At 64.0% G+C, this 18,176-nt stretch carries 16 protein-coding genes and 1 pseudogene; 5 read left to right on the top strand and 12 right to left on the bottom strand.

The window, feature by feature from the left end:
* Nucleotides 1-36: 36 nt before the first annotated feature.
* Nucleotides 37-225, bottom strand: a pseudogene (locus tag BXE_RS14880) (permease DsdX); the annotation flags it as partial.
* A 210-nt stretch (nt 226-435) separates the two neighbouring features.
* Between BXE_RS14880 and BXE_RS14885 the strand changes: the two are divergent.
* Nucleotides 436-762: a hypothetical protein gene (locus tag BXE_RS14885; protein ID WP_038457650.1), complete on the top strand. Its 327-nt coding sequence runs from the start codon at nt 436-438 to the stop codon at nt 760-762.
* 82 nt (nt 763-844) lie between these two features.
* Nucleotides 845-2,956, top strand: coding sequence for a phosphocholine-specific phospholipase C (locus BXE_RS14890; RefSeq protein ID WP_011489110.1), 2,112 nt, complete (start codon nt 845-847; stop codon nt 2,954-2,956).
* 128 nt (nt 2,957-3,084) lie between these two features.
* On the opposite strand, the gene BXE_RS14895 is transcribed toward BXE_RS14890, so the two are convergent.
* From BXE_RS14895 to BXE_RS14930, 8 genes are read right to left on the bottom strand one after another with little or no spacing between them, the layout of a single operon-like run.
* Nucleotides 3,085-4,374, bottom strand: coding sequence for an MSMEG_0569 family flavin-dependent oxidoreductase (locus BXE_RS14895; RefSeq protein ID WP_011489111.1), 1,290 nt, complete (start codon nt 4,372-4,374; stop codon nt 3,085-3,087).
* A 26-nt stretch (nt 4,375-4,400) separates the two neighbouring features.
* On the bottom strand, nt 4,401-4,685 hold the full coding sequence (locus tag BXE_RS14900; RefSeq protein ID WP_011489112.1) for an MSMEG_0570 family nitrogen starvation response protein: 285 nt from the start codon (nt 4,683-4,685) through the stop codon (nt 4,401-4,403).
* 14 nt (nt 4,686-4,699) lie between these two features.
* Entirely contained in the window at nt 4,700-5,869 is a 1,170-nt protein-coding gene (locus tag BXE_RS14905; protein WP_011489113.1) for an MSMEG_0565 family glycosyltransferase, read from the bottom strand.
* Entirely contained in the window at nt 5,866-6,849 is a 984-nt protein-coding gene (locus BXE_RS14910) for a sll0787 family AIR synthase-like protein (protein ID WP_011489114.1), read from the bottom strand. Before BXE_RS14910 ends, BXE_RS14905 begins: the two co-directional genes overlap by 4 nt.
* The gene (locus BXE_RS14915; protein WP_011489115.1) at nt 6,846-7,451 is read right to left on the bottom strand and encodes an MSMEG_0567/Sll0786 family nitrogen starvation N-acetyltransferase; all 606 of its coding nucleotides are present in this window, start codon (nt 7,449-7,451) and stop codon (nt 6,846-6,848) included. Before BXE_RS14915 ends, BXE_RS14910 begins: the two co-directional genes overlap by 4 nt.
* Nucleotides 7,452-7,453: 2 nt before the next feature.
* Entirely contained in the window at nt 7,454-8,566 is a 1,113-nt protein-coding gene (locus BXE_RS14920; RefSeq protein ID WP_171912445.1) for an MSMEG_0568 family radical SAM protein, read from the bottom strand.
* The gene (locus BXE_RS14925; RefSeq protein ID WP_011489117.1) at nt 8,517-9,563 is read right to left on the bottom strand and encodes a Nit6803 family nitrilase; all 1,047 of its coding nucleotides are present in this window, start codon (nt 9,561-9,563) and stop codon (nt 8,517-8,519) included. The genes BXE_RS14920 and BXE_RS14925 overlap by 50 nt, the downstream gene beginning before the upstream one ends.
* Nucleotides 9,564-9,582: 19 nt before the next feature.
* Nucleotides 9,583-10,065 (bottom strand): MSMEG_0572/Sll0783 family nitrogen starvation response protein, encoded by a 483-nt coding sequence (locus tag BXE_RS14930; RefSeq protein WP_007181138.1) that lies wholly within the window; start codon nt 10,063-10,065, stop codon nt 9,583-9,585.
* A 352-nt stretch (nt 10,066-10,417) separates the two neighbouring features.
* Between BXE_RS14930 and BXE_RS14940 the strand changes: the two genes are divergently transcribed.
* The 3 genes from BXE_RS14940 (at nt 10,418) to BXE_RS14950 (ending at nt 15,440) form a co-directional block, all read left to right on the top strand.
* Nucleotides 10,418-11,809 carry a PLP-dependent aminotransferase family protein gene (locus BXE_RS14940; RefSeq protein ID WP_011489118.1) on the top strand — a complete coding sequence of 464 codons (1,392 nt, stop codon included), beginning with the start codon at nt 10,418-10,420 and terminating at the stop codon, nt 11,807-11,809.
* A gap of 228 nt (nt 11,810-12,037) precedes the next feature.
* Nucleotides 12,038-13,837: a methyl-accepting chemotaxis protein gene (locus BXE_RS14945; RefSeq protein ID WP_011489119.1), complete on the top strand. Its 1,800-nt coding sequence runs from the start codon at nt 12,038-12,040 to the stop codon at nt 13,835-13,837.
* Between the two features lie 22 nt (nt 13,838-13,859).
* Nucleotides 13,860-15,440: a methyl-accepting chemotaxis protein gene (locus BXE_RS14950; protein WP_011489120.1), complete on the top strand. Its 1,581-nt coding sequence runs from the start codon at nt 13,860-13,862 to the stop codon at nt 15,438-15,440.
* A 60-nt stretch (nt 15,441-15,500) separates the two neighbouring features.
* On the opposite strand, the gene BXE_RS14955 is transcribed toward BXE_RS14950, so the two are convergent.
* The 3 genes from BXE_RS14955 to BXE_RS14965 all read right to left on the bottom strand — a co-directional run bounded on the left by BXE_RS14955 (nt 15,501) and on the right by BXE_RS14965 (nt 18,063).
* On the bottom strand, nt 15,501-15,881 hold the full coding sequence (locus BXE_RS14955; protein ID WP_011489121.1) for a DUF5594 family protein: 381 nt from the start codon (nt 15,879-15,881) through the stop codon (nt 15,501-15,503).
* 99 nt (nt 15,882-15,980) lie between these two features.
* A complete protein-coding gene (locus BXE_RS14960; RefSeq protein WP_011489122.1) occupies nt 15,981-16,331 on the bottom strand; it encodes a ribbon-helix-helix domain-containing protein in 351 nt (116 codons plus the stop codon).
* 145 nt (nt 16,332-16,476) lie between these two features.
* The gene (locus BXE_RS14965) at nt 16,477-18,063 is read right to left on the bottom strand and encodes a GMC family oxidoreductase (protein ID WP_011489123.1); all 1,587 of its coding nucleotides are present in this window, start codon (nt 18,061-18,063) and stop codon (nt 16,477-16,479) included.
* Nucleotides 18,064-18,176: the final 113 nt, after the last annotated feature.

Below are 18,176 nucleotides of genomic sequence, written 5' to 3' on the forward strand. Positions count from 1 at the left end.
TTCACAACGCCCCGCGCTACCGCGTGGAAACTACGCTCAGATCACCGTCGAAAGACCCAGCGTCAACAGCAACGCCGTTACCGAAATGATCGTTTCGCAAACCGTCCACGTCTTGAAGGTTTGCGGCACCGTCATGCCGAAGTACTCCTTCACCAGCCAGAAGCCGCCGTCGTTCACGTGCGAGAGAATCAGCGAACCGGCGCCGGCCGCCAGCACCAGCGAGATACCCGCGGTCGGCGTGGGCTCGCTGCCGGGCAATATTACCGTCGAGATCGAGGCGATCGCGATCCACGATTGACGGCACCTCAATTCTCAACAAATACTCATATTTCCACATCTTCACAAAAGTTACACAGGTAAGCGGCTATTCTTGCGCATCGCTGACCTGGGCACATCGATGCCCTGGCGCAACCTCCCCGTGCCGGAGACATTGCCATGTCCGTTGTGTCGAAGCCGTCTAAAACCTTGCATTGCAAACGTTTGGCGGGCGCACTGGCCGCCGTGTCGCTTTGTACGCTGATCGGTGCTTGCGGCAACGACGACGAAAAAACGCCGGACCCGAGCGCGGTTAGTTCTACCGAACGCCCCGCCGGCGACAGCAGCAGCGCCACGGTCCTCCCGGCGAATCCGTCTTCCGCTTCACCCGCACCCGCCGCACTGACGATTCAAACCCCTGCACTACCTGCATCAAGCGCCGATCCGGCATTGTCCGCTGCCGCTTCGACGCCGCTCGCCACACCCGTCATCCACACCGTGGACTGAGTTTCGCGCCCCCACGCGACGCGCGGGCGAGGCTCGCACGCCGCGTGCATCGTTCCTCCACCGAAGATCGAAAGCCAATACCATGACCTCAAGAAATCGCCGTGATTTTCTGCGCTCCGCCGCGCATGCAGCCGGTTCCGCCACCGCATTGAGCATGCTGCCTCTGGGCATTCGCAATGCGCTCGCCATTCCCGCCAACAACAAGACCGGCACGATTCGCGACGTCGAGCACATCGTCGTGCTGATGCAGGAAAACCGTTCGTTCGACCACTACTTCGGCACGCTCAAAGGCGTGCGCGGTTTTGGCGACACGCGCGCCATCAATCTGCCGAACGGCAAGCCCGTGTGGTATCAGCCGCTCGCGGCGGATATCGGCTACGTGCTGCCGTTCCGCCCCAGCGCGCCCAACCTGGGGCTGCAATTCCTGCAAGATCTCGCGCACGACTGGACCAGCACGCACGCGGCATGGAACGGCGGCCGCTACGATCAATGGGTGCCCGCGAAAAGCGCCACGACAATGGCCTACCTCACGCGCGAGGACATTCCGTTTCACTATCAACTCGCCGACGCCTTCACGATCTGCGACGCGTATCACTGCTCGCTGATGGGACCGACGGACCCGAATCGCTACTACATGTGGAGCGGCTGGGTAGGCAATGACGGCAGCGGCGGCGGTCCGGTGATCGACAACTCCGAACTCGGCTACGGCTGGTCCACGTATCCCGAAGTGCTACAGAGCGCGGGCATTTCGTGGAAGATCTATCAAGACATCGGCACGGGTCTCGACGCGAATGGTTCGTGGGGCTGGACGCAGAATCCGTATATCGGCAATTACGGCGATAACTCGCTGCTCTACTTCAACCAGTACCGCAACGCCCAGCCCGGCAACCCGCTCTACGACAACGCCCGCACCGGCACGAACGCGGCGAAAGGCGACGGCTACTTCGACATCCTCAAGCGCGACGTACAGAACAACGCGCTGCCGCAGGTGTCGTGGATCGTCGCGCCCGAAGCCTATTCCGAGCACCCGAACTGGCCGGCGAACTACGGCGCGTGGTACATCGACCAGGTCCTGCAGATTCTCACGTCCAATCCCGAGGTGTGGAGCAAGACGGTGCTTCTGGTGAACTACGACGAGAACGACGGCTTCTTCGACCACATGGCGCCGCCCTTCGCGCCGTCGTCGAGCGCGAACGGTCTGTCCACCGTCGACACCACCAACGAAATCTATACGGGCGACGCGAAGACTCCCTCCGGCCCGTATGGACTCGGACCGCGCGTGCCGATGCTGGTGGTTTCGCCGTGGTCGAAAGGCGGCTATGTGTGTTCGGAACTGTTCGACCATACGTCGGTGATCCGCTTTATCGAAAAGCGCTTCGGCCACGACCACAATCTCGGCGAATCGAACATCACGCCGTGGCGCCGTGCGGTGTGTGGCGATCTGATGTCCGCCTTCAACTTCAGCAATCCGAACGACGCCATCCCGGCGCTGCCGAGCACGAGCGGCTACGTTCCGGCGGATCAGAACCGCCACCCGGACTACGTGCCGCTGCCGCCGGCCTTGCAGGCCGTGCCGAAACAGGAGCCCGGCGTGCGCCCCGCCCGTGCGCTGCCCTATGAACTGTTCGTGCGCGTGCACGGCGAAGGCGCGGCCAACACACTCACCATGCGCTTCGTCAACACGGGCCGCGCCGGCGCGGTGTTTCTCGTCTACGCCGCTCACAGTCTCGACGCACCGCGCACCTATACGGTGGAAGCCGGCAAGCGGCTGCAGGACCCGCTGCCGTTGAATGCCGACGGCAGCTACGACTACACCGTGTACGGCCCGAACGGCTTTCTGCGCCGCTTCGCGGGCAAGCCGGTGTCGCGCAGCTGGTGGCATGGCTCGGACATCGCGCGCCCTGAAGTTGCAGAAGGCTACGACGTTTCGAACGGCAACCTGCAATTGCGGCTGGAGAACGTGGGCAGCGCGCGTTGCCAGTTCACGATCGTCAACGCATACGATCCGGGCAATGCGATCAAGCATTCGGTGCGCGGCGGCGATACCGAACAGCTCTATCTGGATCTGCGCAATGCACATGGCTGGTATGACCTGGCCATCACGGTCGATACCGATCCGCTGTTCGCGCGGCGCTTTGCCGGACACGTGGAAACCGGCAAGAGCAGCATGAGCGATCCTGCGCTGGGCGCCTGAACCCAAGCTTGGACTTAAGCTCGAGTTCAGCTTCGGCCAAACGTTCCGGCTGAATACAACGGCCGCTGCCATGAAAAACGCAGCGGCCGTTTTTTACGCGGCTACCCGAGCGCCTGGGTGCGGCTACGTCATGCAGCCACCGCAGCCGCCAACGACGCGCGCTCCCGCGCCTTCTCGCGAATCGCATCCACGATAAACTCCGCATCGCGCGCGATGCCGGAAAAACGCCCCGAGCCCCACGTATGCAGCCACGGCAAGCCGACGAAATACAAACCGTCGATCGGCGTAATGCCGCGCGTATGCGCCGGATAACCGCGACCGTTGAACACGGGCGCATCCAGCCAGCTGAAGTCCGGCGTAAAACCGATGCACCAGATGATCGCAGCAATGCCGCTCCCGTCCAGATCGAGCGTAGTGCGCTCCTGTTGCGGACGCCAGACCGGTTCGTACACGCCGCCCGCCGGCGCGTCGATGCCGTGCTTTGCGATGAAGCCGTCGATGCTCGCGTTGATCCGGTTATACGTATCGTCGGCGGCATCGAGATTTGCCGCCAGCGTGGGCGCAAAATGGAACTGCCCGTCGCGCAGATCGTCGAGCCGGCCATACAGCTCCATGCCCTCGGCGGCGAACTTGCGCAGGTCGATATCGCGTCCGCCGTCGCGGCCCGTCACATAGTGGTTGGTGTTGTCGCGCACCCCTTCGCGCAACGGATGCTTTTCGACCGGCATATCGTAGTACTGCATGTCGGCGAGCCAGTCGACCACGTCGCGGCCCCGATAGAAGCGCGCGCAACGCGGCGCCTCGCCCACGGCGAGCACCACCTTGCGGCCGGCCAGATGCAGATCTTCCGCGATCTGCGCGCCGGATTGCCCGGTGCCCACCACCATCACCGCGCCTTCAGGCAGCGCCTGCGGGTTCCGATATGCCGACGACTGCAGTTGCACGATCCGCGCGGGCAAGCGCTCCGCGAGGCGCGGCACGATCGGCGTGTGGTAGCCGCCCGAGGCCACCACCACCTGGTCCGCGGTGAAATCGCCCTGCGTCGTCGTGATGGCGTAGACGCCGTCGTCGCGCTGCTTCACGCGTTTGACTTCCGTGTGCTCCATCATCGGCGCATCGACCTGCGCGATGAAGCCGTCGAGGTACGCAATGATCTCGTCCTTCTTCATGAAGCCGTGCGGGTCGTCGCCGCGATACGGATAACCGGGCAGCGCGCATTGCCAGTTCGGCGTGACCAGACAGAACGCGTCCCAGCGCTGCTCGCGCCACGTATGCGTCACCGTGTTCTTCTCGACGACGAGATGGTCGATGCCTGCCTGCTTGAGGTAATAGCTGACCGACAGACCCGCCTGCCCGCCGCCGATGACGAGCACGCTGTAATGGCCCTCGGCGCGCGCGTGATGTGTTGGATTCGACATGATGCGTCCTCTGAAAGAATAAGCGCCTAGCTGAATTCGATAACCTTGACGGTCGCGTCGGGCCGGTCGCGAAAGCGCGCCGCGTCGCGCTCGATCTGCGCAAGCTGGTCCAGCGCCGCCGAGCACGCAAAGCCGTATTTCGCGCGCACCCGCTCGGACGCAATGCCGAGCGCCTGCCGCGAACGCTCGACGAAATCCTCCAGCGCGTAAGCGTGGCCCGGCGTGAAAAAATCGCCGATCACGAGCGAAGGCGAATAACAGTTCGCTTCGTCGCCATCGGGCCATTGAATGCGAAAGTGCATGACAGGCATCGTTGATCCTCAAATCAATGGGTAAGCAGAGCGCGCTTCGCGGCGAAACGGCGGTAGGCGTCCATATGACGCCGTGCGCTCGCCGCCCAGCTGAAGCGCGCGAGCAATGCGGGCACCGCATGCTCGAAGTCGATACCGCTCTCATTCAGCGCACGCACGAGGGCCGCGGCGATCGAATCCGCGTCGAGAGGATCGGCCCAGCAGCAGGTGGCGTCGTCGAGATACTCGGTGAACGGCGCAATCGAAGACACCACCACCGGCGTGCCGCTCGCGAGCGCCTCCAGCACGACGAGACCAAAGCCCTCGCGCAAGGACACCATCGACAGAACATCGGCGCTTCGAAACAGCGCGGGCATGACGGCGTCTTCGAGCGGGCCGGTCACCACCACGCTTTCATGCGGTCCGATGGAGAGGCCCAACTCGCTCGCCCGTTGCAGCAGCCGCCGGCTATAGGCGTCGTGGTCGAGCAGGCTCGCGCCGCCGGCAATGACGAGTTGTGCTTGCGGCAAACCACTGCGCACGACGGCAAACGCTTCGAGCAGCGCCAGCGTGTTCTTGCGCGCTTCGATTCCGCCCACCGCCAGCACGATCGGGCCGCCGTCCAGGCCGAAGCGCTGGCGAACCTGCGCGTCGTGTCGATCAGTCCGGGAAGAAAACCGCTGCACGTCCACGCCGTTCGGTACGGTGAACGCATCAATGCGGTACTCCGCCTGCATTTCACGTGTCCACCTATCGCTCACACACAGCACCTCGTCCGCGTCCTGATACGCGCGGCGCTGCCAGGCCATCAGCCTCGGATCGTCGAAATGATCCAGATGGTGCACCGTGCGCATGAAACCGTGAACGAGACCTTGCGCTTTCAACTCGGCGAGCGCGTTGCCGCTGATACTGTCCTGCGCGTGCAGCACGTCGAACGCGGCGGCGCCATGCCCGGTCAGCGCGCGCCGGAAGGCATCGATCCGCGCTTCGACCATTGCAACCGTGTCGCCCTGCGCGAGAACGACAGGCGCATACACCACACGGCAAGGCGGCAGACGAAACAACGTCTCGCCGCGCGCGGCCGGCACGAACACCGTCACGTCGTGGCCGAGCGCGGTCAACGCCGACGCCAGTTCGAGCGTGTGCACCACACCGCCGCGCGGATTGACCGAATGCGTGAGCAAGGCGATACGCAGCGTGCTCATTTCACCTCATCCTTTCCGATAATGAACGGCTCCCGCTGGAAATCCCATAACGTTGCGGCGTCATCCTGCCGATGCAGGACCACCTGGCTCGTTGCGTCGACGGAACCGATCACCGAGCACGCAAGCGAGCGGGCGCTGAACTTCGCCCGTACGGTCTCCACGTGCTCGGGCCGCACGGACAGCAGATAACCGAAACTCGGAAACGCGCTCACCCATCGTTCGAGCGGCACACCCTCAGGCTTCGGAATACACGCGAGATCGATCCGCGCCCCCACCTGCGAACATTCGAGCAGCATCAGCGCGGTGCCGAGTGTGCCCGCCATGCTGATATCCTTCGCGGCATCGCATAGACCGTTTTCGGCCAGTTGCGGCAGCAGTTCGAGGTCGGCGCGCAGACGCTCGGGCGGCGCATCCACCGAAGCATTCCAGAACGGATATGGCTCTTCGAAGCGGCCGCGCAGATCGACCGCCATCATCAGGCTGTCGCCCGGTTTCGCATTGAAGCTCGACAGCAGCGCCCTGGCGCGGCCGATAATCGACACCGCCAGTTGCGCCGCTTCGCTGCGCGTATTCGTGTGCCCGCCGACAATCGGCACGCCATACGCCACCGAAGCCGCCGCCATACCCGCCAGCACTTCCTCCGCAGCGCCAATGCCCTGGCTCCACAGCGCGTCCACCACCGCCAGCGGACGTCCGCCCATTGCATAGATATCGCTGACGTTCACCATCACGCTGCTATAGCCGGCGAACCACGGCATCGCGCTCACGAAGTCGCTGACCATGCCTTCGATCGCGAAGAGCAGATAGCCGTCGCCGTCGGCGAGCGCGGCGCAGTCGTCGCCAAGCGCGACGGCCTGCGCGAGATCGCGCTTGCCGCGCGGCAAGCGCTTCGCCAGCGAGCCGACGACATCCACGATATCGGTCTTGTGGCGGAACCCGCGGCTTTCGCGCAAGCCGGCGACCAGATCGGCGACCGTCATGCCGCACTCCGCTCACGCTCGCGACGGCGCGCGGACGGCTGCGACTGCGTGACAAAGCCGCCATAAGGCGTCGCGCACGGCGGATACCGGTCCAGCTGCGCCTGCATCAGATGATGCGGTCTGCCGAGCAGGGTTTCCTCCGCGAGCACGTCCCAATACATCGCGCGAAAGAGCGGCACGTTCTGACTCTGCACGTGAGCGAGGAACGTCTCGCAGCCGAGCGCATGCGCGCTGCTCACCGCGAGACGAATCAGCGTCGCGCCGATCTTTCCATGCCGGCGAAACGCCGCATGCACGGCGAGCCGCGAACCGAACCACACGTTGTCGTGATCGCGATGAATGCGCACGGTGCCCACCACCTGTTCCGGCATGCCGCCGAGGCAACTCACCGCCACCAGTTGCTGCGCGTGCTGATCGATCCCGTCGCGATCATCGCCGATGAAAATGCCCTGCTCGATGCAGAAAACCGCGCGCCGCAACCTGAACGCCTCTTCGGCTTCCCAATTCAACGTGGTCCACTTGATACGGAATTCACTCGGCGCATACGGCGCGAAACCCATGTCGCCGTCCAGCGCCTCGCCTGCGATCGCTTCACCGAACATGATCACGCCTCGTACGATGAGAGTGACGAACACGCGCCGCATTTGCCGCAGCCCGCCTTGATATCGCTCGAACGCATGGCCGCGGCATTGAGCATGCCGCCCAGCGGCTGTAAAACCGACTTCATGAATTCGGGTGTGGGCGCCGGATGATCTTCGAGCGGCGTGCCGCTGATCGGCACGAACGGCACGACGAACGGATAGACGCCGAGTTCGATCAACTCGCGCGACATCGTCAGAATCGCCTCGGCGCTGTCGCCCAGCCCCGCGAGAATATAGGTGCTGACCTGGCCGCGTCCGAACACGGCCACCGCGGACCTGAACGCTTCCATGTAGCGCGACAGCGGCACGCTCGCCTTGCCCGGCATGATGCGTTCGCGCAATTCAGGCGTCACGACTTCGAGATGCATGCCGAGTGTGTCGATGCCGCTCGCTTTCATGCGCGCGAACCAGCGGTCGTCGTCGGGCGGCTCGCATTGTGCCTGGATCGGCAGATCGACCGCGGCCTTGATTGCAAACGCACTCTCGCACAGAATCTGCGCGCCGCGATCCGGCGTGGGTGGCGTGCCGGTGGTCAGCACCATATGCTTCACGCCGTCGAGCAGCACGGCCGCGCGCGCCACTTCCGCGAGCTGCTCGGGCGTCTTGCGCGCAATCGTGCGGCCTGCCGCGAGCGACTGCCCGATCGCGCAGAACTTGCAGCTCTTGCGCCGGCTCTCATAGCGAATACAGGTTTGCAATACGGTAGTCGCCAGTACGTCCGCACCGTGCAACGTGGCGATATGCGAGTACGGTACGCCGTCGAGCGTCTGCATGCCGTAAAAACGCGGCGCCTTCGGAAAACTGATACTGGCAATCGGAATCGTGCCGCGCAGCAGCGCACTCGAACCACTGGCATCCGGTGTTTGCGCCACGAACGGCGAGTGCCATGCAGTGCTCGTATGCACGGGCACCATGATCGTCACGCCATCCACCGTCACCGCCTTGTGGTCCGACGGACCCGCGCCGCCGCGCCGGCTCGCCGCGCCCGAATCCGGCGAGACGAGCCGCAAACCGGCGGACTGCAATTCAGTCATCAATTGCCGGCTCTCTGCCGACAGCGGTTCGCTGGCGTTCATCGCATCCTCCTTCGGTTGAATTGAAATCGGCGCCCGGGACAGCCGGCCACGCCTGCATCGGCGCCACGGTTTCCGCGGGCCGCCGGTTGATGGCGAGGCTCAGCAGTTCGGGGCGCGCGTAATGGCCGACCGAATCCATCATGCGTTTGCGCTTGGTGATCAAGGCCATGTCGAGATCGGCGATCACCATGCCCTCGCCCTCGCGCAACGGTTCGGCAAGATGCTGGCCTTCCGGAGAGACGATCGCGGTATTGCAGCCGCCGCGCAGCGCCCTCTGCAGATTCGTATCCGGAGTCACGGACGCAATCTGCGCTTCGCTCAGCCATCCCGTTGCATTGACGACGAAACATCCCGATTCCAGCGCGTGATGGCGGATCGTCACCTCGATCTGATCGGCGAAGATCGGCCCCACCAGCGAGCCGGGAAACTGGCTGCAATGAATCTCTTCGTGCTGCGTCATCAACGCATAACGCGCGAGCGGGTTGTAATGCTCCCAGCAGGCGAGCGCGCCCACGCGTGCCACCGCGGTGCGCGCCACCGTCAGCCCGGCCGCGTCGCCTTGGCCCCAGATCATCCGTTCATGAAACGTCGGGGTGATCTTGCGGCGCTTGAGCACGATCTGGCCGTCCACGTCGAAGATCAGTTGCGTGTTGTAGAGGCTGCCGTGATCGCGCTCGTTGACGCCGAGCACCACCACCATCCGGTGCAAACGCGCCTGCTCGGCCACCGCCTGCGTCACGGGACCCGGCACCACCACGGCCTCTTCGTAGAGTTTCATGTGATCGGCGCCGGAGGCCACGGGCGGCCGCACGAAAGAGAAGTACGGGTAATACGGCACGAAGGTTTCGGGAAATACGATCAGTTGCACGCCTTCGCGCGCCGCCTGTTCGATGGCCTCGCAAACCTTTTCGAGCGTGCCGCCGCTGCGCTCGAAGTCCGGTGCGATCTGGACCGCCGCGGCGCGCACGATGCGCTTGCCGGTCGATTTGTCGGACATGGTGGTCACTCGCCTTTCGTCAAACCGTCCAGGTGTGGATGACCAGCGCGTTGTCCTTGCGGTGGAGCAACTGGATGTCGAGCACGTCGAGCGGGCTGATTGGACGAATCCCTTCGATCAGCGAGGCTTCGCCGTGTCCGTACAGCGCCTGCAATGCGAAGCGGCATGCGTAGACCTTGCCGCCTTCTTCCATGAACTTCGTCAGTTGCTTGTTGAAGTTCAGATGGCCGGGGAACGCTTCGTCGCCAAGCGTCGGAAAGCCGCGTTGCAGACCGAGCGTCACGCCCGGCCCGTAGAGCAATACCGATGTTTCGAAGCCCTTGCGTTGCAGGCGCGTGGCCTGCAGCAGATTGACGAAGCCGATCGAGCCTTCGAAGGCAACCGTATGGAACGTGACGAGCGCCTTCTCGCCCGGTTCGGCTTTCACGTCTTCAAAGACTTTCTCCTCATAGTCGACAAGGTAATCGCCTTTCTGATGCAGCGGTTTGTTGACGGCTGGCATGACACTCTCCGATCAGGTTTGCTAAGTAAAAGAAGGTGCGCGTTCAGGTACTGCGCGCTTCTTCCAATGCAACGGCCGTGCCATTGATCGGCCATGCCAATGCGATCAATCAGCAATCAATTCCGTCTCGATTCGAAATGCGACGTGAAAATTTTTTGGCGCGAAGGTTGCATACAGTCCGGTCATCCCGCGCAAACGCCTTTGGTGCGGCTTTACCGCACCAGCCATGTGCGATTTGCGCAGCCGAACGTGTCGGCGTGGTGCAGTCATTCACCACAGTCGATCAATCCGGTCATTGATCGCATTCCAATGCGATCAACTTTTTTTCAACACGAATAGAGACCCGAAGGCAATGAGCAGCCCGACACATCACTGGATCAAACGTCTTGCCGACATTCGCAAACCCGCCTACCTCGCGATTCCCGATCTGATCGAAGAAGATCTCGCCACCGGGCGGCTGCGTCCACGCGACCGCCTGCCGGGCCTGCGCGATCTCGCCGAAGAACTCGCGCTGAACTACACGACGGTGGCACGCGCCTACGCCGAAGCGCGCAAGCGCGGCCTGCTCGATTCACGCGCCGGCAGCGGCACTTTCGTGCGCGGACGTACGGCCACCTTGCCGCTCGCGGGCGGCAGCAGCATCGAAATGTCGATGAACACGCCGCCCGAGCCGCCCGATTACGCCATGCGTCTGCGCGATTCCGCCGCGCGCCGGATGGCCGAGAGCGATCCTTATCAGTTGCTGCGTTATCAGGACTTCGGCGGCTCGGCGGCCGACAAGGATGCGGGCGCCGAATGGCTGAGGCGCCGCGTGCCGCATTGCGACGCACAGAACGTGCTGGTGTGCCCCGGCATCCACAGCGCGCTGGTGGCGCTCGTCTCGCAGCTCGCGCGGCCCGGCGCCACCATCTGCCTCGATTCGCTCGCCTACCCCGGCATCAAGGCAATCGCCGCGCAACTCGGCGTGCGTCTGCAAGCGCTGCCGCGCGACGACGAAGGGCCGCTCGCTCACGCGTTCGAAGCGCTCTGCAAGACCGACAAGCCGAGCGCGTTCTATTGCAATCCGACGCTGCAGAATCCGAGCACGCTCACGCTCACGCACAAACGGCGCGAGGCGCTCGCCGACGTGGCGCTGCGCTACAGCGTGCCGATCATCGAAGACGACGCCTATGCAATGCTCCCGCAGAGCGCCCCCGACGCGCTCGCGAGCCTCGCACCCGAACTGACGTATTACGTGACGGGTCTGTCGAAATGCTTCGGCGCCGGTTTGCGCGTCGCCCATCTGCATGCGCCGACGCCGCGCCAGACACAGCGGCTGGCCGGCGCGTTGCGCGCGACCACGGTGATGGCGAGTTCGTACACGGTCATGCTCGCCACGCAATGGATCGCGGATGGCACTGCGGCGGACATGCTCACCGCGATCCGCAACGAGTCGCGCGCGCGCCAGGCCATTGCCGCGCGCATGCTCGAAGCGTGGCCTTACGAAGCGCATCAGGACGGTTTTCATTTGTGGCTGCCGGTGCCGGTGGAAAGCGGCTGGAGTGCATCGGAACTCGCCTTGCAACTGCGCAATCAGGGCATTGCCGCCGTGGCGGGCGCCGCGTTCTCCACCGACGGCAATCCGCCCAATGCCATGCGCGTATGCCTCGGCGGATCGAAGACGCGTGACGAATGCACCGAAGCGCTGCGCATCGTGGCGGAAACGCTGGACCATCCGCATCATCTGCATTCGCCGGTCATGTAAGGCGCAAGCCGCCGCCTGTATTCAGCGCGGCGTTATCGTCGTACGAATACAACGCCTCACGACCCATCTTGCCGCCCCGCGGCACTGCGCCACACGCTGCGCCCACGGCGTTTTGTCAGCAATTGAAAGAATTTGCCGCTCAAGTCTCGCCTGTTCAGGCCGTATACCGCAGGTGAGGCCCCCGCCTCACCGAATCCGGTTCACCGCTCACTCCGAAAGACTCCCGACATGTTCACCTCCATTCGCGCGCGCATCGTTGCCCTATGCGTCGCTATCGTCGTGGTGGCGCTTGCCGCCAACGCGGTTCTCAACTATGTCGTCGCCAACTCGTATAACGCCGATGCCATCAATAGCAGCCTGACCGCGGTCGAAAGCGGACACGCGGCCGGCATCAGCGATTGGGTCGCCAGCAACAGCCAGATGATCAACTCACTGCAGGACGCGGTGCTGCAACCCGATCCTTCCGCCGCGCTGAAGCAGATCGCCGCGGCCGGCAAGTTCACCAACGTGTATGTCGGCTACGCGGACAAGACGGCGAAGTTCTCCGACCCGACCGGCATTCCGGCCGACTATGATCCGACCGGCCGCCCCTGGTATAAGCAGGCCGCCACGGCGGGCAAGCCGGTGGTGACGCCGCCCTACGTGGACGTGGGCACGGGCAAACTGGTGGTGGCCTTCGCGGTGCCGGTGGTACGCGACGGCGCGGTGAAAGGCGTGGTGTCGGGCGACGTCGCGATGGACAGCGTGATCGCCAACGTCAAGGCGATCCATCCCACGCCCGCAAGCTTCGGCATGCTGATCGATGCGAGCGGCCACATCGTCGCGCATCCGGATCCGAAGCTGACCTTGAAGCCGGTCTCCGATGTCGCGGCCGGCCTGAGCGGCGACAAGCTCGCCGCTCTTTTTAGCGCAGACCGTCCGCTCGAAATGGACGTAAACGGCAGCACCAAGCTGATGCGCGCGCAAGCGATTCCGGGCACCGACTGGTACGCGGTCGTCGCACTCGACAAAGCCGAAGCGACTGCCGGCATGCGTTCGCTGCTGACCGCTTCGGTGATCGCGCTGATCGTGATCGCCGGCATCGCCGCCGCGGTCGTGGCTGCGGTCACCGCGGTGTCGTTCCAGCGTCTGTCGAAAGTGCGCGATGCGATGGACGCCATCGGTTCCGGCGAAGGCGATCTGACGCAACGCCTGCCGGCTGTGGGCAACGACGAAGTCGCGCAGATCGCGCGCTCGTTCAACACCTTCATCGACAAACTCAGCCGCGTGATGCGCCAGATTCGCGATGCCAGCGAATCGGTGCGCGTGGCCGCGAATGAAATCGCCGCGGGCAACGTCGATCTGTCGGGCCGCACGGAATCCGCTGCCGCGAGCCTGCAGCAGACCGCCGCGTCGATGGAAGAAATCACCTCGACGGTCACGCAATCGGCCAGCTCCGCCAAACAGGCCGACGATAGCGCCGTCTCCGCTTCGCAGGTCGCCTCGCGCGGCGGCGTGGTGATCTCCGAAGTGATTGCGACGATGGGCGAGATCCAGCACGCGTCGGTAAAAATCGCCGACATCATCGGCGTGATCGACGGCATTGCGTTCCAGACCAACATCCTCGCGCTGAACGCCGCGGTGGAAGCCGCCCGCGCGGGCGAACAGGGCCGCGGTTTCGCGGTGGTGGCCGGCGAAGTGCGCAGCCTCGCGCAACGCAGCGCGCAGGCGGCGAAGGAAATCAAGGCGCTGATCGAATCGACCGTGGCCAGCGTCTCATCCGGTTCGGGCCAGGTGCGCCAGGCCGGCGAGACGATGACGGAGATCGTCAGCAACGTCGCCAACGTGACGACCATCATTTCCGAAATCACGCAGGCCGCCAACGAACAGACGCGCGGCATTCAGGAAGTCAACCGCGCGGTCAGCCAGCTCGACGAGATGGTTCAGCAGAATGCCGCGCTGGTCGAAGAGTCGACGGCGGCGGCCGCCGCACTGCAAAGCCAGGCCGTGAGCCTTGCCGGCGCGGTGACGCAATTCAAACTCGATTAAACGCTACGGTTGGGACATTGCAGTGACGTTCTATAGAAATCTGAAGATCGCCGTCAAGTTGGCACTGCTCGGCGCGGTCTTGCTGGCCGCGACGATGATCGTAGGTCTGGAAGGCTGGCATGCATTGTCCCGCACGCATGCGCTGCAAATCGAGTCCGCCCGGTCGCTCAGCCAGTATGCGCAAGCCGCCGATACAGCGCGCGTCGCGCAGGTCGAGTTCAAGAAGCAGGTGCAGGAATGGAAGGATCTGCTGTTGCGCGGCGCCGATCCGGCCGCCTTCGCGAAATACCGTGATGCCTTCAACAAGGAAAGCGGCACGACGCACGCCGCCCTGCTGCGCCTGAAAGACCAGCTGAGCGCAGTGGGCGCGAACGTGGACGGTGTCGACAAGGCGCTCGCCACGCATGCCGCGTTGCAGGACAGCTACCTCGCCGCGCTCAGGCACTACGACGCCGCCGATCCGAACACCGCGCACGTGGTCGACGCTCTCGTGAAGGGCATCGACCGCGCGCCGACCGCCGCTATCGACGACATCGTCGCCGCCGTGATGCAGCAGGCGCACGACTCCAGCGTGCGCACGAGCGAAGCGGCCGAACATGCGTACACGATCGCGACCGTGCTGCTGCTGTCGGTCGTCATTGGGTCGCTCGGCGTCGGTGCTTTCGCGGTCTGGTTCCTGAGCCGCAGTATCACGGTGCCGGTCAGACAGGCGGTAGGCGTCGCGCAGGCGGTCGCAGCGGGCGATCTGCGCGCGGACGTGCCCGTGGTGAGCCGCGACGAAACCGGCCAGTTGCTCGTTGCGCTCAACGACATGAATCAGCGCTTGCGGCATATCGTCAGCGAGATTCGTGAAGGCGCGCATACGATTTCATCGGCCACGCAGGAGATCGCCGCCGGCAACCTCGACCTCTCCGCACGCACCGAACAGCAGGCGGCCTCGCTCGAAGAAACCGCCGCGTCGATGCAGCATTTCACCGATTCGGTCCAACGCAACGCCGCCAACGCACGCGAAGCCACGGCGCTTGCGCAAACCGCCGCGCATGCCGCGCGTGAAGGCGGCGCCGTGATGACCGACGCGGTGCGCACAATGGGCCAGATCGACGCGGCGTCCAGGCGCATTGTCGACATCATCGCGGTGGTGGAAGCCATCGCGGCGCAGACCAATATCCTCGCGCTCAATGCCGCGGTCGAAGCAGCGCGCGCCGGCACGCAAGGGCGCGGTTTCGCGGTGGTCGCGAGCGAAGTGCGCAGTCTCGCGCAACGTTCCGCCGACGCCGCGCGCGAGATCAAGACGCTGATTCGCGAATCGGTGGCCACGATCGAAGCGGGCACGCAACTGATCGATCGCGCGAGCAACACGATGGACGGCGTGGTGGAAAGCGCCGGCAGCGTGACGCGCATCGTCGAATCGATCGCGACGGCGAGCGCCGATCAGGCAACGGGTATCGCGGAAGTCAACGACGCCGTCACGCAGATGGACCAGGTGACGCAAAGCAATGCGGCGCTCGTCGAGCAGGCGGCAGCCGCGGCCGACGCCGTGCAAAGCAAGGCATCGGGGCTCGTGCAAAGCGTGAGTTTCTTCAGACTGGGCGCCACGGCTTGACGCATCGGCGCCGTGCCCGTCGCGCGGCGCCCGCGATGTGTGGATGAAGCAACGCGCCGCTTACGACTCGAAGTCGAGTCCGCCGATCAGGGCGACCGGTTCGGCCTGCGTATGCGAGACAAAGTCCAGTTCGCGCGCACGGTTCCAGGCCGCGAGCTTGCGCGGCAGCGCGGCCAGATAGCCCGCGAAACGCGCCGGGCCTTCGGCGCCCATCAGTCTCTCGATTTCGTCGCTGTCCCAGGTCAGATACAGATTCAGCGGATGCGGGTACAGCCCCAAGTCTTCGATCGGCGCGGCATGAATCCGCACGCGGGTGGGATGCCCGTGGCCGCCGTAGGGCAGTACTTCGGTATGCACGGTGGTGGCGAAACACGCGGCAAGAGCCTCGGCGATGCGAGGCGCGAACTGCTGATCGAAACGGGCGGCACTCTCCGGGCGCATCCATGTCTCCAACTTCTGCGTGATGTGCCGAATATCCTAGCACGCCGCCCGGCGCGCTCTCCTCGTGTATCCGCCGCGGCTTCGCGTCGCATGGTTGCGTCAGACTGTCTTCAGCATCCGCGGCCGCGCTTCGCCCGATCCGGCCGCGGGCTCGGGGATCGTGTCGGGCACATCGGCGCCCTTCTCCGTGCGCATGGACAGATAGCGCAGACAGCACACCCGCAGGAATGACGCGAAGTTGGTCGGCAGCTCGCCGCGCAGCGCGATCAGTTCGTCATAGAGTTGCACGGCGAACTGACTGGTGGTCATGTTCTCGCGCGCGGCGATTTCGTGCAGCACGTCCCAGAACAGATTCTCCAACCGGACCGTGGTGATCACGCCGTGAATGCGCAATGAGCGCGTGCGCGATTCGTACAGGATCGGATCGGCGTTGATGTATATGCCACACATGGCGTTACTCCCGGTTTTGCGGCAGGCGTGCCGTGGCGCTCTTCATGCAGCCACGGCATTGCGCCCGCCTTCGTCAACATACGCCGGCATCCGCGGCCCGACAATCGCATCGAACCCGAACGCCGCCCTGCCCCGTCGAACCGCTTTACACCGCGCGTTTATTCATCTGCGCCGCAATGTGATCGGCCTGCCGGATCGCCAGCGTGACGATCGTCATGGTCGGATTTTCCGCCGCGCCGGTGGTGAACTGGCTGCCGTCCGAAATGAACAGATTCGACACTTCGTGCGTCTGGCCGAAACTGTTGCATACGCCGTCTTCGGCACGCGCGCTCATGCGGGCCGTACCGAGGTTGTGCGTGGACGGATACGGCGGCACGCGATACACCGTCTTTGCGCCCGCCGCCTCGTATACCGCGGAGCCCTGCCGGAATGCATGCTCGCGCATCGCTTCGTCGTTCGGATGATCGTCGAAATGAACGTTGGCGACCGGTTGGCCGTACTGGTCCTTCACGTCGGTATTCAGGGTCACACGGTTAGTCTCGCGCGGCATATCCTCACCGACGATCCACATGCCCGCCGTGTACGCGTATTGATCCATTGCCTGGGTGAATGTCGGTCCCCATGCGCCCGGATCGAGAAAGGCCGCGTAGAACGGCAGGCCGAGCGATATGGTTTCCATGTGATAGCCGCCCGCGAAGCCGCGCTGCGGATTGAATACCGCTTCGTCTTCGATGATCCCGGCCATCGTGGTGCCCTTGAACATGTCCACCTTGTCGTTGAACGCGGCGTACACCGAGCCCGTGGTGTGGCGCATATAGTTGCGCCCCACCTGTCCCGAGCCGTTTGCGAGCCCTTGCGGGAATCGGCTCGAATGCGAGTTCAACAGCAGACGCGGCGTCTCGATCGAGTTGCCGGCTACCGCGACGATGCGCGCCTTTTGCCGCTGCAATTTGCCGTTGCCGTCGTAGTACAGCACCTCCTTTGCCTTACCGCGTGCATCGGTTTCGATACGCACTACGTGCGCCTGCGTGCGCAACTCCATATGGCCGGTCGCCTGGGCGCGCGGCAACTCAGTGTAGAGCGTCGACCACTTGGCGCCCGTGCGGCATCCCTGAAAACAGAAGCCGCGCTGGAAGCAATGCGCGCGGTCGTCGCGCACCACGCTATTGATCGCCATGTGTCCGGTATTGCAGTCCTTGTAGCCCACCTTCATCGCGCCGGCCGACATCACCTTGAAGTTGTTGTTGCCCGGCAAGCCCGGCAAACCGTTGGTGCGCGTCACGCCCATTTTCAGTTGCGCGCGGTCGTAGTACGGATCGAGTTCTTCGCGCGTGAGTGGCCAGTCGAGCAGATTGGCGTCCTTGATATCGCCGTACGTGGTCTTCGCCTTGAACTCGTGCGGCTTGATTCGCAGACTCGCGCCGGCCCAGTGCGTGGTGGTGCCGCCCACCGTCTTGCAGATCCATGCGGGGAGATTCGGGAAGTCTTTGGCGACGCGCCAGGTGCCCGACGTGGTGCGTTTGTCGAGCCATGACAGCATCTGGAACGCGCCCCATTCGTCGGTGGTGAAATCGGCTTGCGTATGCAGTCTGCCCGCTTCCAGCACGACGACGTCGATACCCTTCTGCGCCAGTTCGTTGGCGAGCGTCCCGCCGCCCGCGCCCGAACCGATGATCACGACGACCTTGTCGTCGTTGTGTGAAAAACGCACTTTGTTGTTGTCCTGATTCATGTCTTGTCTCCAGTCTTCTGTCGACCAGAGTTAGCGCTTCAGCGCTTACTCTGGTCCCATGCACCGCTGTCGACCAGAGTTAGCGCTTTAGCGCTTACTCTGGTCCCATGCAA

Origin of the sequence: Paraburkholderia xenovorans LB400 (assembly GCF_000013645.1) — a bacterium.
Lineage (GTDB): Bacteria > Pseudomonadota > Gammaproteobacteria > Burkholderiales > Burkholderiaceae > Paraburkholderia > Paraburkholderia xenovorans.

Coding starts and splice junctions, on each gene's coding strand:
- BXE_RS14930 (WP_007181138.1), bottom strand. CDS start 10,065: ATGCCAGCCGTCAACAAACCGCTGCATCAGAAAGGCGATTACCTTGTC.
- BXE_RS14900 (WP_011489112.1), bottom strand. CDS start 4,685: ATGCCTGTCATGCACTTTCGCATTCAATGGCCCGATGGCGACGAAGCG.
- BXE_RS14940 (WP_011489118.1), top strand. CDS start 10,418: ATGAGCAGCCCGACACATCACTGGATCAAACGTCTTGCCGACATTCGC.
- BXE_RS14885 (WP_038457650.1), top strand. CDS start 436: ATGTCCGTTGTGTCGAAGCCGTCTAAAACCTTGCATTGCAAACGTTTG.
- BXE_RS14955 (WP_011489121.1), bottom strand. CDS start 15,881: ATGCGCCCGGAGAGTGCCGCCCGTTTCGATCAGCAGTTCGCGCCTCGC.
- BXE_RS14910 (WP_011489114.1), bottom strand. CDS start 6,849: ATGACGGTCGCCGATCTGGTCGCCGGCTTGCGCGAAAGCCGCGGGTTC.
- BXE_RS14945 (WP_011489119.1), top strand. CDS start 12,038: ATGTTCACCTCCATTCGCGCGCGCATCGTTGCCCTATGCGTCGCTATC.
- BXE_RS14895 (WP_011489111.1), bottom strand. CDS start 4,374: ATGTCGAATCCAACACATCACGCGCGCGCCGAGGGCCATTACAGCGTG.
- BXE_RS14915 (WP_011489115.1), bottom strand. CDS start 7,451: ATGTTCGGTGAAGCGATCGCAGGCGAGGCGCTGGACGGCGACATGGGT.
- BXE_RS14960 (WP_011489122.1), bottom strand. CDS start 16,331: ATGTGTGGCATATACATCAACGCCGATCCGATCCTGTACGAATCGCGC.
- BXE_RS14890 (WP_011489110.1), top strand. CDS start 845: ATGACCTCAAGAAATCGCCGTGATTTTCTGCGCTCCGCCGCGCATGCA.
- BXE_RS14925 (WP_011489117.1), bottom strand. CDS start 9,563: ATGTCCGACAAATCGACCGGCAAGCGCATCGTGCGCGCCGCGGCGGTC.
- BXE_RS14920 (WP_171912445.1), bottom strand. CDS start 8,566: ATGAACGCCAGCGAACCGCTGTCGGCAGAGAGCCGGCAATTGATGACT.
- BXE_RS14905 (WP_011489113.1), bottom strand. CDS start 5,869: ATGAGCACGCTGCGTATCGCCTTGCTCACGCATTCGGTCAATCCGCGC.
- BXE_RS14965 (WP_011489123.1), bottom strand. CDS start 18,063: ATGAATCAGGACAACAACAAAGTGCGTTTTTCACACAACGACGACAAG.